This is a genomic window from Fodinicola feengrottensis (assembly GCF_010993775.1).
In the GTDB taxonomy this organism is placed as follows: domain Bacteria; phylum Actinomycetota; class Actinomycetes; order Mycobacteriales; family HKI-0501; genus Fodinicola; species Fodinicola feengrottensis.
Genome location: NZ_WOTO01000018.1, coordinates 15,253 through 27,961, shown reverse-complemented (window position 1 = coordinate 27,961; position 12,709 = coordinate 15,253). Strand labels below are relative to the sequence as shown.

General features: G+C 66.9%; 16 protein-coding genes, 3 pseudogenes and 2 riboswitches. Of the genes and pseudogenes, 12 read left to right on the top strand and 7 right to left on the bottom strand.

All coding sequences use genetic code 11. The features are described from left to right. Window positions 1–3: 3 nt before the first annotated feature. From GNX96_RS52790 to GNX96_RS18020, 4 genes are read left to right on the top strand one after another with little or no spacing between them, the layout of a single operon-like run. Window positions 4–576 (top strand): hypothetical protein, encoded by a 573-nt coding sequence (locus GNX96_RS52790; protein WP_279580696.1) that lies wholly within the window; start codon window positions 4–6, stop codon window positions 574–576. Further along, on the top strand, window positions 573–992 hold the full coding sequence (locus GNX96_RS52785; RefSeq protein ID WP_279580695.1) for a hypothetical protein: 420 nt from the start codon (window positions 573–575) through the stop codon (window positions 990–992). The genes GNX96_RS52790 and GNX96_RS52785 overlap by 4 nt, the downstream gene beginning before the upstream one ends. Window positions 993–1,003: 11 nt before the next feature. Continuing rightward, complete coding sequence (locus GNX96_RS52780; RefSeq protein WP_279580694.1) at window positions 1,004–1,240, top strand: hypothetical protein; 237 nt, start codon at window positions 1,004–1,006, stop codon at window positions 1,238–1,240. A gap of 50 nt (window positions 1,241–1,290) precedes the next feature. Beyond that, window positions 1,291–1,650 (top strand): YciI family protein, encoded by a 360-nt coding sequence (locus tag GNX96_RS18020; RefSeq protein ID WP_163568997.1) that lies wholly within the window; start codon window positions 1,291–1,293, stop codon window positions 1,648–1,650. Between the two features lie 44 nt (window positions 1,651–1,694). Here GNX96_RS18020 and GNX96_RS18015 read toward each other — a convergent pair. Next, a pseudogene (locus GNX96_RS18015) lies at window positions 1,695–3,342 on the bottom strand (FMN-binding glutamate synthase family protein). An 85-nt stretch (window positions 3,343–3,427) separates the two neighbouring features. Beyond that, a complete protein-coding gene (locus GNX96_RS18010) occupies window positions 3,428–3,745 on the bottom strand; it encodes a DUF4229 domain-containing protein (RefSeq protein WP_163568996.1) in 318 nt (105 codons plus the stop codon). Window positions 3,746–3,976: 231 nt separating this feature from the next. Between GNX96_RS18010 and GNX96_RS18005 the strand changes: the two genes are divergently transcribed. Together GNX96_RS18005 and GNX96_RS18000 are read left to right on the top strand one after the other, a co-directional pair. Then, window positions 3,977–4,738, top strand: coding sequence for a hypothetical protein (locus GNX96_RS18005; RefSeq protein ID WP_163568995.1), 762 nt, complete (start codon window positions 3,977–3,979; stop codon window positions 4,736–4,738). After that, window positions 4,735–5,499 carry a C40 family peptidase gene (locus tag GNX96_RS18000; RefSeq protein WP_163568994.1) on the top strand — a complete coding sequence of 255 codons (765 nt, stop codon included), beginning with the start codon at window positions 4,735–4,737 and terminating at the stop codon, window positions 5,497–5,499. The genes GNX96_RS18005 and GNX96_RS18000 overlap by 4 nt, the downstream gene beginning before the upstream one ends. Before the next feature lie 11 nt (window positions 5,500–5,510). Here GNX96_RS18000 and GNX96_RS17995 read toward each other — a convergent pair whose 3' ends face one another. Then, window positions 5,511–5,963, bottom strand: coding sequence for an Lrp/AsnC family transcriptional regulator (locus GNX96_RS17995; RefSeq protein WP_163568993.1), 453 nt, complete (start codon window positions 5,961–5,963; stop codon window positions 5,511–5,513). A 340-nt stretch (window positions 5,964–6,303) separates the two neighbouring features. On the opposite strand from GNX96_RS17995, the pseudogene GNX96_RS17990 reads away from it, so the two are divergent. The 3 genes and pseudogenes from GNX96_RS17990 to GNX96_RS17980 form a co-directional block, all read left to right on the top strand. Beyond that, window positions 6,304–6,426: pseudogene (locus GNX96_RS17990) on the top strand (BldC family transcriptional regulator); the annotation flags it as partial. Between the two features lie 856 nt (window positions 6,427–7,282). Continuing rightward, window positions 7,283–7,421: riboswitch (cyclic di-AMP (ydaO/yuaA leader) on the top strand. A gap of 13 nt (window positions 7,422–7,434) precedes the next feature. After that, on the top strand, window positions 7,435–8,409 hold the full coding sequence (locus GNX96_RS17985; protein ID WP_163568992.1) for a C40 family peptidase: 975 nt from the start codon (window positions 7,435–7,437) through the stop codon (window positions 8,407–8,409). Window positions 8,410–8,611: 202 nt separating this feature from the next. Further along, a riboswitch (cyclic di-AMP (ydaO/yuaA leader) is annotated at window positions 8,612–8,766 on the top strand. A 59-nt stretch (window positions 8,767–8,825) separates the two neighbouring features. Further along, complete coding sequence (locus tag GNX96_RS17980; protein WP_163568991.1) at window positions 8,826–9,785, top strand: C40 family peptidase; 960 nt, start codon at window positions 8,826–8,828, stop codon at window positions 9,783–9,785. 50 nt (window positions 9,786–9,835) lie between these two features. Here GNX96_RS17980 and GNX96_RS17975 read toward each other — a convergent pair. The 4 genes and pseudogenes from GNX96_RS17975 to GNX96_RS17960 form a co-directional block, all read right to left on the bottom strand. After that, window positions 9,836–10,525: pseudogene (locus tag GNX96_RS17975) on the bottom strand (response regulator). Then, window positions 10,522–11,448: a sensor histidine kinase gene (locus GNX96_RS17970; protein ID WP_163568990.1), complete on the bottom strand. Its 927-nt coding sequence runs from the start codon at window positions 11,446–11,448 to the stop codon at window positions 10,522–10,524. Before GNX96_RS17970 ends, GNX96_RS17975 begins: the two are co-directional and overlap by 4 nt. Next, window positions 11,445–11,591 (bottom strand): hypothetical protein, encoded by a 147-nt coding sequence (locus tag GNX96_RS17965; RefSeq protein ID WP_163568989.1) that lies wholly within the window; start codon window positions 11,589–11,591, stop codon window positions 11,445–11,447. The genes GNX96_RS17970 and GNX96_RS17965 overlap by 4 nt, the downstream gene beginning before the upstream one ends. 26 nt (window positions 11,592–11,617) lie before the next feature. Further along, window positions 11,618–11,824: a hypothetical protein gene (locus GNX96_RS17960; RefSeq protein ID WP_163568988.1), complete on the bottom strand. Its 207-nt coding sequence runs from the start codon at window positions 11,822–11,824 to the stop codon at window positions 11,618–11,620. 117 nt (window positions 11,825–11,941) lie between these two features. On the opposite strand from GNX96_RS17960, the gene GNX96_RS17955 reads away from it, so the two are divergent. From GNX96_RS17955 to GNX96_RS52770, 3 genes are read left to right on the top strand one after another with little or no spacing between them, the layout of a single operon-like run. Continuing rightward, on the top strand, window positions 11,942–12,310 hold the full coding sequence (locus GNX96_RS17955) for a hypothetical protein (protein WP_279580693.1): 369 nt from the start codon (window positions 11,942–11,944) through the stop codon (window positions 12,308–12,310). Window positions 12,311–12,319: 9 nt separating this feature from the next. Continuing rightward, window positions 12,320–12,547: a hypothetical protein gene (locus tag GNX96_RS52775; protein ID WP_279580692.1), complete on the top strand. Its 228-nt coding sequence runs from the start codon at window positions 12,320–12,322 to the stop codon at window positions 12,545–12,547. A 5-nt stretch (window positions 12,548–12,552) separates the two neighbouring features. Beyond that, on the top strand, window positions 12,553–12,675 hold the full coding sequence (locus GNX96_RS52770; RefSeq protein WP_279580691.1) for a hypothetical protein: 123 nt from the start codon (window positions 12,553–12,555) through the stop codon (window positions 12,673–12,675). Window positions 12,676–12,709: the final 34 nt, after the last annotated feature.

Here is a 12,709-nt window from a genome sequence, read left to right as displayed (position 1 = left end):
CCGGTGCAGGTCCGCGGCACCGATTCCGCGCAAGCGGAGGCGGTGAAGACGGACGCCCGGATGGCCGAAGTGATCCGGCGCGCGCTTTATGGCCGGATCGGCAAGCCGACCGAGCCGCTGGTGATCGCGGACGGCTCGCTGCGCTACCGGATTGGGCCGGCCCGATTGATGCGGCTGGTGGACGACCTGCGCCGGGACGATTTGCGGTACGCGACCGCCCGCGAGCGGCTGCGGACCCGGCTCGGTTACCTGGCCCGTGCCCAGGCCGAGGCCCGCGGCGACAGTCCCACCGAGGCCTGGGTGGCCCGGATTTCCCGTACGAAGTCAGTAAAAGAACTGACAGACGCGGTGTGGCCGGCGGTCGACGCGGCCGGCCTGATCGCCGAGCTGCTGTCCGACCGGGAGCTGCTCGCACGGTCCGCCGACGGCCTGTTGTCCGAAGCCGAGCAGGACGCAATCAGCTGGCCGACCGCGCGCGGACCAAGCGCCAGATCCGCTGGAGCAATGCCGACGCCGTCCTCATCGACGAGGCCACTGACCTGCTCGAACGCAGCGGCTCGTACGGCCATGTGGTGATCGACGAGGCGCAGGACCTGACCGCCATGCAGGCCAGGGCGATCGGCCGGCGGGCCCGGCAGGGCTCGGTCACGGTGCTCGGCGACCTCGCCCAGAGCACCACCGTGACCGCGCCCAAGACCTGGCCGGCGCTGCTGGAGGCACTCGGAAAGCCAACCGCCCGGGTGCTGCCGCTGACCACCGGCTACCGGGTGCCGGCGGAGATCCTGGCGCTGGCGAACGCCCTGCTCCCGGCACTGGACGCTGGGGTAGAGCCGGCGGTGTCCGTACGACAGGCGCCACACTCGCTGGTGATCCAGTCCGTCCCCGAGGTGGCCGCCGCCGTCGCCACCGCCGGCGCCGAAGCACTTGAGCAGCCGGGCTCGATCGGCGTGGTCGTCGCCGACGCGTCGGTACGGCCGTCACCAAGGCCCTGACCGCGGCCGGAGTGTCACACAGCGTGAACAGCGCCGAGGAGGATGTTCCGCTGACCGTGGTGCCGGCGACGCTCGCGAAGGGCCTGGAGTTCGACCACGTGATCGTCGGCGAACCGGCCGCCATCGTGGCCGCCGAACAGCGCGGCCTGCACCGGCTTTATGTCGTACTGACCCGGGCGGTGTCCAAACTCACCGTTCTCCACGCGGAACCGCTGCCTGCGGAATTGGCCGCGTTCGGAGAAAGCTGACATCTGGTCACTAAGAAACAAGAGAGTCTCGACCGGGAGCGTGCGGCGAGTTGAAATATCTACTGATCATGTATGTCGATCACGAGATGTGGGAGGGCCTCACCGCGGACCAGCAACTCAGCGCGTTTCAGGGAGACGGCGATTTCGACCGGTTGATCTCCGAAACCGGGGAACTGGTGGAGAGCAAGACCCTTTCCGATCCTATTACCGCCAAGACCGTACACGTCCGTGACGGCGTGCCGAGTACGATCGACAGCCCGGTGCACAAATCCGATGCTTTCGTCTGTGGCTACTACGTTGTGGACGTCACCGACGAAAAAAGCGCGCGGTCGAGCTGGCCGGCCTCATGCCGGACGCCGCACACGGTGCGATCGAGGTCCGCGAAGTCCTGCATGAGTCCGGTCCGGTGAACGCCTGGTCGCAATGGCCGGTGTGACTCCATGGTCGGTGCGACTCAGACCGCGAAGGAGTCCGGGCTGGCCAGTTTCCAGTCCTGCGCCCAGTCCGCCGGCGGGTCGTCGAGCAGTTGGCCACGACGCAGCGGCGGGCAGAGTTCGGCGTAAGACCGGACGCTTTGCGGGCTGACCCGCCGATAGAGCATGTGCGGACGCAACTGATCTGGATGCGAGACCCCGAGCGAGAACATGATTTTCATCGCACTGTGCACGGTCGCCTGCTGGAAATGGAAAACCCGCTCGGACTTGTCCGGCACGTAGAGCGCCCGCGACCGCCGCGCGCGGTCCTGGGTCGCCACGCCGACCGGGCAGCGGTTGGTGTGGCAGCGCTGCGCCTGGATGCAGCCGACCGCGAACATCATCGCCCGCGCCGCGTTGGTGTAGTCGGCACCCTGGATCATCCGCTTGACCATGTCCGAGCCGGTCGCCACCTTGCCGCTCACGCCGATCTTGATCCGATCTCGCAGGCCACAACCCACCAAAGCGTTGTGAACCTCGAAAAGTCCCTCAGTCAGCGGCATCCCGACGTGGTCGGTGAATTCCAGCGGAGCCGCGCCGGTGCCACCTTCGGCGCCATCGACGACGATGAAGTCCGGGGTGATCTGCTCGTCCAGCATCGCCTTGCACACCGCGAGTACGTCCCGCCGGGTGCCGACACAAAGCTTGAAACCAGCCGGTTTTCCGCCGGACAGCTCCCGCATCTGGTCAATAAAAAGGACAAGTTCTCGCGGGGTGGAGAAAACTCGGTGGTACGGCGGGGAAACCACGGTTTTTTCCGAGAGCGGTACGTCCCTGACCCGAGCGATTTCCGCATTCACCTTCTCGCCCGGCAACACCCCACCCAAACCAGGTTTGGCACCTTGGGAAAGCTTCAGCGACACCATCTTCACCCGCGGGTTCGCGGCTTTTTCCTTGAAAGCGACCGGATCGAAGTCACCGTCGGGCGTACGACAGCCGAAGTACGCGGTGCCGACCTCCCAGATCAGGTCGGCGCCGCCGGCCAGGTGGTAGTCGGACATGCCACCTTCGCCGGTGTCGTGCGCGAAACCACCCTTCGCCGCGCCCGTGCTGAGCGCCACAATCGCATTCGCCGACAGCGAGCCGAAACTCATCGCAGACACGTTCAGCAACGACATGTCGTACGGCTGCTTGCAGTCCGGCCCACCGATGTGGATCCGCGGCGGCTCCTCAGGCGCCGGCTCGGTGCCGGCCTGGCTGTGCTCGCGGATCGGGCCCTTGGCGTGGTGCGGCGACATCGAGTGCGCGAAGAACTCGTAGCCATCGGCGTAGACGTCACGCTCCGTACCGAACGGCGACTCGCCTTCGATGCCCTTCGAGCGCTGGTAAACGATGCTGCGGACATCTCGGTCGTACGGCCGGCCGTCGAAGTTGCGCTCGATGAAGTACTGCTGGATCTCCGGGCGCAACCCCTCGAACAGATAGCGCAGGTGGCCCAGCACCGGATAGTTGCGCAGCACCGACCGGTCGCTCTGCGACAGGTCATAGCAGCCCAACAGGCCGACCGCGAGCAGCGGCACGGCCAGCACCAGCCCACCACCACGAAGTCGCCGCGGCCAACACGGCGAACAGGACCCCAGCTGCGGTGACCGCCAGCACGACAGCGGTTCGAATGCCTGCGCGAAACACGACGAGACAGTAACCCTGTCTGTCACCAGTCGCCGTACTCACCGGTGTTACAAGTCTATGAAGGCAGCCTTAATGCCCGTCCGTATCAGGACTCGCTGTCTAAGAAGTTGCTGTGTTTTGCCGGGCTCAGCGGACCTTTGTCGGCTGTGGAAAACTCGTCGTCGTCGCTCTCCAGGGCGGCCTGCAGCCGGGCCTTCTCGGCCCGCCGACGGCTGAGCACCCGCTCCAGCCCCACCGCGAAACTGGCCCGCTGCCGGCGCAGCAACACGTACGCCAGCGGCATCGAGACCACGATCGCGACCAGCACCAACGCCCACCGGCGGAAGCCGATAAGGTAGAGCACGCCGAGGCTCGCGGCGAACACCAGGATCCGTCCGACGGTGTATCTCAGCACCGCTGACATGGTTGCGCCGCCTCCCTTATGTGTCCCTTAAATGCCCCGGGCGCATCCCGATCAGGCAGAAGTGGACTCAGCCGTTGTGGTATGCGGATGATGCCCAACGTACTACCGTGCTACTCGGCAGTTACATGGCAGGCGGACTCTCGGGGATGGGTGGGTTGAGTCACCAAGTGACAGGGAAGCAGACGTCGCCGGTCGATCGATCGCGGCTGGGCGAGGCGAATTACCCAGGGGATGTCGGTCAGCCTCCTCGCGGGCTGCGCCACCGTTCTGGTCACCGCGTCGGGCGCCGCGGCCGCGCAACTCCCGGCCAGCGCGATGACCAGCACCACACTCGCCGCGTACGGTGCCGCCAAGACCGCGCCGCCACCGGGCGTACCGAACCCCGGCACGGAGGTGCCGCCGGCGCCGGTGCTGCCCGGCGGTACGACCCTGACGCCGCCGAGCGGGCTGCCCGCCCCGCCGCCGTCGCCGCCGGTCAGCCCGGTGGTGAACACCGTGCAGGTGCAGCAGTCCGCGGTGGAGGGGCTCTCTGAGCAGCTCACCCAGCTCAAGACCGACCTCCCTGCCAAGCAGGCGCTGGTCACCGCCGCCGACCAGGAATGGGCGGCCGCGTCCGAGGCGTACCGGCTGGCCCTGCAGGGCGGCAACGCCAGCGGCCAGTCGTATCTGAACCTTCTCGGCACCGCCCCGGACGCGCTGACGCCGCAGAGCGCACCCGCGCCCACCGACCTGAACGCCGCCGCGCAGGCGGTCGTCCAGACCGCCCAGAACTATTCGCAGGCGTACGCGACGGTCGCCCAGATGCAGACCCAGCAGGCCACGCTGCAGGAGCAGTTCACCACCCAGAGCGCATCGCTGCAGGCGATGCAGTCTCAGTACGCCGGCCAGCTGGCCGCCGCGAACGCCAGCTCAGACGCCTTCAACCTGGCCCTGGGCGGCCAGTATCTGTCTCCGCTTGGCCCCGGCGGCGCCGCCGCCCCCCGCAGGCGATGAAGGCGCTCTCGTACGCGATCGCGCAGATGAACGCCCACAAGATGTACGAGTGGGGTGCCGAAGGCCCGGACCGCTTCGACTGCTCCGGGCTGGTGATGGCCGCGTACGACTACGCCGGCATCCACCTCCCGCGCACCGCACGCCCGCAGTTCCGCGCCACCCGGCCGGTTCAGGTGAACGCCTTGCTGCCCGGTGACCTGGTCTTCTTCGCCACCGACAAGAGTGACTGGAACACCATCCACCACGTCGGCATCTACGTCGGCGGCGGCAAGATGATCAACGCCCCGCACGACGGCGTGCCAGTCCAGATCAACGCCATCTGGTGGTCCGAGTTCTTCGGCGCCACCCGCGTCGTCGGCGCCGTCCCGCCCGGCCAGGGCGGCACGTTGCCTGCCCTCCCACCGACCAGCGGAGGCGGTGGCGGTGGCGGTGGCGGGAACAACGGTGGCGGCACCACCACCCCGCCGACCAAGCCGGCCCCGCCGCCCCCCCCAAGCCTTCCGGCGGCGGCACCCCATCCAGCCCCTCAAGTCCGACTGGACCACCGTCGGGATCCCTCCCGCCGGCGACCCCCAGCGCGCCTCCACCGAGCACGCCGGCTGAGTCTTCGGCCCCGCCGCCGGCATCGCCTGCCGCTGGTGGCGGGTCACCTTCCCCATCCGCCTAACGTTTTCCGTCGCCGCGAGGGTGACGTTGTGGGAGTGAAATGCACCATTTCACTACCCAAAACGTCACCCTCGCGGCGTTTTTCGTCCCAATAATCAAGAAAAACTCAGTGGGACGGGCGGGGGTCGGCGCGGTCTTCCCATTTGGTGGACAGCACCACGGTGGTGCGCGTACGGGCAACGCCGCGGATCCTGTTGACGCGGCCAATTGTGTGTTCCAGGGCAGCCACATCGGGCACCCGTACTTTCAGCATGAACGATTCCTCGCCGGCCAGGAACCAGCACGCCTCGATTTCCGGGAGATGCTGGAGGGCTTCGCCGATGTCGTCCTGTTCGCTGCCCTCGGACTGCAGGATCCCGATCAGGGCGGTCACTCCCAGACCGAGCGCGTCCGGGGCCACCGCGGCCCGGTAGCCGGCGATAACGCCGGTCGCTTCGAGCTTGGCCACCCGGTCGTGGACGGCCGGGGCGGACAGGCCCACCTGCCGACCGATCTCGGCGTACGTCTCGCGACCGCGCATCCGCAGCACAGCCAGTATTCGGCGATCGGTGTCATCCATTTTATGCGTCCCCTCGAATCTGCCCGACCATCCTCGCGCAGGAGCGTAATGGCAGGTCGTCGGCCCGAAGCCGGCGGTTCCGGGGGCAGTTGCCTCGATCGATACCGAACCGAGCATTTGTCCGATTGGTAGATGGTTATCCCATAATTGGCCCGGTGACACTCGTCGTCACGGTCAGGGACCTTGTCAAAGTGCCAGTGAAAGCGCCTCAACGATGCTCTAATGACCGCCGGGAGCGAGATTTTTCCGTACCAGAACAACAGTGGACGGCATCAACGAGGGAGGTGCGGGTCGGTGGAGGTCGAGGGAAAACTGCTCACCCCCTGGTGAGGTAGCCGCCATGTTTCGGGTGGATCCGAAAACCGTGACCCGGTGGGCGGCCGCGGGCCGAATCAGCAGCATTCGTACGCCCGGCGGCCATCGCCGCTTCCGTGAGTCGGAAGTGCGCGCCTTGCTGGCCGGCGAAGGTGGCCTGATCGACGACGACGCGCCGACTCGTAGGAACGGCGTTTTCACCCGCCCGCGGAACCAGATCGCGCCGCGGCGAGTCCAAGGGCTTGAAGTCTCCGACTGGCGGGGACGGTGGGCGGTGCGGCGAATGCGGGCTGATGACATCCCAGGACGTTCGTACGGCGTGCGCGAGCTCGCCGGGACAGTCGCGATGGCGGCGGTGGTCGGCATCGCGCTGGCCGGCTGCGCGGGTGGATCGTCGCCCGGCGGGGGCAGCGCGACGACACCGGCTCCGATGAGACCCACGGTGTCGCCATCACTACCCGCTGGGTTGCCGGCCGTCACGTACGCCCGTACGGGCGGCATCGCCGGTTTCCAGGACGAGCTGCGGATCACCCCGGACGGCCAGGTCATCGCGAGCACTCGCAAGGGTGCGGATCGGCACGGCACGCTGACCGCGAGCGAGCGGGCCGAACTCCTTGCGGCGATACCGAAAATCCCGCTCAGCGGGATGACTTCCACTCGTACGGCGGAAATCCCGGACGGTTTCCGATATGTCATCTCGGTAGGCGGGAGAAGCGTGCGTTTCGCGGACCCTTCAGTGCCGCCTCCAGTTAGCCAAGCGGTGTCCATTCTGAACCGCATTGTGTCGAGAGTCGCTGCGTGACTCGCCGGTGACTACACGCATTTCTTTTCACGCGTACCGCGCATAATGCCTGGCTGCCCGATCGGCAAATGAATTTTGCGCGGGTGTCGTAACACGATTTGCCCGTCCGGCGATGAAACGGCTAAGGCGATGTCGTAAGCTTCGCCCCTGTCGGTCGAGAGTCTGGATGCTCAGCCGAGCGTCGCGGCCGACGCCGCCGAATTGATGACTGGCGCGAAATGGCCAGAAGTCGAGCCGGGGACCCGAGTTCCTGGGGTGAATCCACGACCTGGTCGTGGTAGGGCGAATTTCTTCCCGCCCGAATCCGACAGCTAACTCGGCAGGCGGTATTGCGGAAGAAGGAGCTCGCGGGAAGTGACTCGCGCAAGCGCGCTATGGAAGCGCCTTCGTGTCTTCGTGGTGCCCACCGTTCTCACAGCGACTCTGGTCGCCGGAACCCTGGCCATGGCCAGCCCGGCGTCGGCGGATCCCAGCGTCAGTGACCTGACGCACCAGATCGACGCCCTCACGTCCAAACTGGACACTCTCAACGACCAGTACAACACCGCGAACGTGAACCTGGGCAAGATCAAGACCCAGCAGACGGCGGTGAACAAGCAGTTCGCCCAGGCCCAGACGCAGTATGCCGCGCTCCAGGACAAGACCGCGTCGTACGCGATCAGCGCCTACAAGGGTGGTGACGTGAGCATGATGAGCTCGATGATCACCAGCGGCTCGGCGGACACCTTCCTCGACCAGCTGACCACGCTGGACGCCCTCACCGGCAAGAACCGAGACCAGCTGGCCGCGCTCAAGGCGGCCAAGGCCGCGGTCGGCGCCCAGCAGGCCAAGCTGAACAGCCTGGCCACCGCCGCGCAGACCCTGGTGAGCACGCTCGGCACCAGCAAGAGCAGTTTCGACAGCCAGGCCAAGACGCTGCGCACGTTGCGGGCCAAGCTCGACCCGTCCGACTTCGGCATGGACGCGGCCGCACCCGACGCGCCGGTCGGCTCCTCGACCACGGTTCGGTACGCGTACGCGCAGCTCAACAAGCCGTATGTGTTCGCCGCCGACGGGCCTGACTCCTTCGACTGCTCCGGCCTCACCCTGGCCGCGTACCGGCAGGTCGGCATCTCGCTGCCGCACTCGGCGCACGAGCAGTACCAGATGTCACCGCACATCTCCCGCGGCGCGGTGGAAGCTGGCGACCTGGTCTTCTTCAACAACTTCGGGCACGTGGGCATCGCCATCAGCAACAGCAGGGTGATCCACGCGCCGACCGAGGGCGAAGACGTGAAGATCTCCCCCATCGACTCGATGGGATATGTCGGAGCCGCCCGGCCTGTCTGATCCATCCGCACACACTTCAGTGGCCCGGTTCCTGAAAAAGGAACCGGGTCATTGTTTTTACGCCAGTAACCAATAGTGACGACATCACTCGATTTTTGGTACGACGTAACGCTCGTCACCCCCGCGACGATGGGGGAATAAAGGTGATGTCGTAGGCTTCGCCTTTGTCGGTCGAGAATCTGGATGCTCAACCGAGCGTCATTGGCCGACGCCGCCGAATCGATGACCGGCGCCCCGCGCCGGAAAGCGAGCCGGGGACCCGAGTTTCTGGGGTGAATCCACGGTTTTCCCGTGGTAGGGCTAATTTCTTCCGGCCCGAATCCGTCAGCTAACTCGGCAGGCGGTGTGACGGAAGAAGGAGCTCGCGAGACGTGTTTCGCGCAAGCGCGCTACGAAAGCGCCTTCGTGCCATAGCAGTGCCCACCCTTCTGACGACGACTCTCCTCGCTGGCCCGTTGGCGTTGGCCAGCCCGGCCGCCGCCGATCCCAGTCCCAGCAACGTCAAGGCGCAGGTCACCGCGCTGCAGTCAGTCCAAACTGGACACTCTCTCAACGACCAGTACAACACCGCGAATTCCAACCTGGGCAAGGTAAAAGCCCAGCAGACCGCGGTGAACAAGCAGGTCAGCGCCACTCAGACGCAGCTCACCACGCTCGGTCAGAAGACCGCGTCGTACGCGATCAGCGCCTACAAGGGCGGCGACGTGAGCATGATGAGCTCGATGATCACCAGCGGCTCCGCGGACACCTTCCTGGACCAGCTGACCACCCTGGACGCGCTCACCGGCAAGACCCGCGACCAGCTCGCGGCGCTGCTGCGGTCGGCGAAGGCGAAGCTGATCGCCCAGCAGGCCCAGGTGAACAGCCTGGCCACCGCCGCGCAGACCCTGGTGACCACGCTCAACACCAGCAAGAGCGGCTACACCACCCAGCTCGCCGCCCTCAAGAAGCTGCTCCCGCCAGGATCGCTGGACAGTAGCGGTGGCGGTGCGGATGGCCCGAGCCCGGACGCGCCCCAGGCCCCGGTCGGGTCGTCCACCACCGTGAAGTACGCGTATGCCCAGCTCGGAGCCCACTACGTGTTCGCCAAGTCCGGTCCGTACCAGGTCGGCTTCGACTGCTCCGGCCTGACGCTGGCGGCCTACCGGCAGGTCGGCATCTCGCTGCCGCACTCGGCCCACGAGCAGTATCAGGGCAACCCACACATCACCCGCTCCATGGTTCAGGCCGGCGACCTGGTCTTCTTCAACAACTTCGGGCATGTGGGCCTGGCGATCAGCAACAGCCAGGTGATCCATGCGCCGGAAGAGGGCGAGAACGTGAAGATCTCCAGCATTGACTCGATGGGCTTCGTCGGAGCCGCCCGACCGAACTAACTCAGACGCCCGCTTAGGCCCGGTTCCGTCCAGCGGAACCGGGCCTTTTATTATCCGCCGGGAGTGACCAGTCCGGTTTCGTACGCCAAGATGACCGCCTGGCTGCGGTCCCGCAGGTGCAGCTTGGCGAAAATCCGGCCGATGTGGGTCTTCACGGTCTGCTCGGCGACGATCATCGCGTCGTCGCGATCTCGCCGTTCGTCTGGCCGGCGGCGATCAGCTTGAGCACCTCGATCTCGCGGGGCGTGAGCGTATGCACCGCGGCCGGGTTGCCCGGCGGTGGCCGGTCGTCCGGGCGGCGGCGGGCGAAATCAGCGATCAACCGGCCGGTCACAGAGGGCGCCAGCAGCCCGTCGCCGGCGTGTACGACTCGTACGCCGGCCACCAGGTCGGCGGCCGGCGCGTCCTTCAGCAGGAAACCGCTGGCACCGGCCCGCAGCGCTTCGTAGACGTACTCGTCGAGGTCGAAGGTGGTGAGGATGAGCACCCGGGGTGCTCACCGGCTCGGGGGCGGCGAGAATCCGGCGAGTCGCCTCCAGACCGTCCATTTCCGGCATGCGTACGTCCATAAGGATCACGTCCGGGGGTGTGCCAGCGGCGGTGAGCCGCTGGACACCGCTCACCGCTTCCCGGCCGTCCACCGCGTCGCCGACCATCTCGATGTCCGGCTGCGCGGCCAGCAGGGCGCCGAAGCCCTGCCGGACCATCGCCTGGTCGTCGGCGATGAAAACGCTGATCATCCGACCGTCTCCGTCCCGCCGTACGGCATGGTCACCTCAACCACGAAACCGCCGCCCGGCGCCGGGTAGGCCAGCAGGGTGCCGCCGGCCAGCGTGACCCGCTCCCGCATGCCGACCAGGCCGTGTGGCTGCGCCGACGCGTCCGGCAGCCGGACGGTGAGAGCCGTGCCTGTACGCTCCGCGACCACCGCCGGACCGTTGCTGATCGTGACCACCACCGCGGTCGGCAGGTAGCCGAGCCGGACCGCGATCTCCGCGCCGGGAGCATGCCGGCCGGCGTTGGACAGGGCCTCCTGGACGATCCGGTACGCGGCGAGGTCCACCGCCGCCGGCAGGTCCACCGGCGGCCCGTCGACCTCGTGGGTGATCCGCGCGCCGGACGCGGCCATCGCGCTGACCAGATCCGGGATCTGCCCGACACCCGGCTGCGGCGCGAGGTCGGCCGGCGCGCCGTCCCGCAACACACCGAGCAGTTGCCGCATGTCGGTCAACGCGGCACGGGCGGCCGCGCCAATGTCGATGAACTCGGCCCGGGCCGTCTCCGGCAGATCCGTCAGCCGGTAGGGCGCGGTCTCGGCTCGTACGGCCACCATCGACATGTGGTGCGCCACCACGTCATGCAGCTCGCGGGCGATCCGGGCCCGCTCGGTGAGCAGGATCTGCCCTTCCTGCGCCTGCACAGTGGTCTGGCGCTGCTCGCTGAGCTGCTCGCCGGCCGTACGCCTAACATGCAACGCGCCGCCAATCACCAGGCCGGCAGTGACGATCATGGCCGCCAAGCTCACCTTGTCCCACAGATACACCTTGACGATGGCCGGGCCGATAGTCGGCACCACGACCACGAATGTGCCCAGCAGGCCTACCAGCCAGCCACACCGATAGGTGAGCAGGCCGATCCCGGCCGCCAGAGCAACGAGCTTCACGTCGATCCACAGTGTGGGTCATGCCAGGTCGAGTTGGTCAGGGCCAGCAGCGAACCAATCACTTGCAAACGCCAGGCCAGCAACGGAGCGCGGGTACCGAGCACCAGCGGCGCGACCAGCAGCACCCCGATGCCGAACGGCACAACCAACTCGTCTGTGCCACCAGAGATCAGGAGGTAGTCACCGCTGGCCAGCAGAACCAGCAGCGCGCGAAAACGACACAAACAGCGCCGAACAACAACCACAGCGCCCGCATTGACGGCAGTGGCGAACGATCGTCCTTACCCCACAGGAGCTGCGCGAACGCCTTCCCCAGCTGCCCGGTCGCCGTGCTGAGCCAGGCCGAAGGCGGGGCCTGGACTGTCTGAGTTGCCATGGTTTTCACCGTACGCGCAGGTGGTGGCCCTGTCGTCCGACCGCGGTGCGTCATACGACAGGGGTACGTGCGGCCGTACGGCTAAGGTGGGCCTGGAGTCGCCGAGAGGGGGCAGCGGTGTCGGGTGTGTGTTCTCTCGTACTGGCCGGGATAGTTGGCCAGCTGCCGCTGGTGATCGCGTTGCTGGTCGGCGTGGTGATGGCCATCCGGCGGCGGGCCCAGAATCCGCGGGCGGCCACGTTCGCGCTGATCGCCGCTGTCGTCGGCCTGCTCGCCGAGGCCCTCGTGATCATGGTGGTGGTGAGTAGTTCGCTGCTGCCGGAAATTGTCGCCAGTGCGCACGTGCCAGTGGCTTTGGTCGGCGTGGTCTATCGGGTGGTCGGGATTTTCGTGAGCCTGCTGGCGGCGATCCCGTGGATCCTCATCACCATCGCGTTGTTCGGTCGGTCGAAACCGGCCCAGGCCCTGCCTCCGGTCACTGGTTAGGAGCATTCGATGAACTATTCCAGTGGATGGATCGTGGCCCTGCTTTCCACTTTCGCCAACCAGACTCCGCAGCTCATCGCGCTGCTCGCCGGCATCGTGGTGGCGTTGGTCCAGTGGCGACAGGCCGGCCGCCGATCCGCGATCGCGCTGGGCGCCTCGTACTCGCGCTGGCCGGGTTGGTGCTCAGCCTCGGGGTCGCCGGGCTGTCGCTCTATCTCCAGGTCGGCGCCGGGCTGAGCGCGGTGGCCACCGGGATGATCAACGCGGTGGCCAGCTTCGTGGTCTGCCTCTTCCCAGCCGCTGCCTGGCTGCTGATTTTCTTTACTTTGTTCGGAAAGCGCCGGCCAGCGGTCGCACCGAGCTGAGGCCAGCGCCGCGTTGGACACTGGCGTACGTTGC

What these genes read in the sequence shown, in the direction of transcription:
- GNX96_RS18010 (WP_163568996.1), bottom strand. Translation starts at nt 3,745, where the DNA reads ATGTCAGCGGTGCTGAGATACACCGTCGGACGGATCCTGGTGTTCGCC.
- GNX96_RS18005 (WP_163568995.1), top strand. Translation starts at nt 3,977, where the DNA reads ATGTCGGTCAGCCTCCTCGCGGGCTGCGCCACCGTTCTGGTCACCGCG.
- GNX96_RS18000 (WP_163568994.1), top strand. Translation starts at nt 4,735, where the DNA reads ATGAAGGCGCTCTCGTACGCGATCGCGCAGATGAACGCCCACAAGATG.
- GNX96_RS17995 (WP_163568993.1), bottom strand. Translation starts at nt 5,963, where the DNA reads ATGGATGACACCGATCGCCGAATACTGGCTGTGCTGCGGATGCGCGGT.
- GNX96_RS17960 (WP_163568988.1), bottom strand. Translation starts at nt 11,824, where the DNA reads ATGGCAACTCAGACAGTCCAGGCCCCGCCTTCGGCCTGGCTCAGCACG.
- GNX96_RS52775 (WP_279580692.1), top strand. Translation starts at nt 12,320, where the DNA reads ATGAACTATTCCAGTGGATGGATCGTGGCCCTGCTTTCCACTTTCGCC.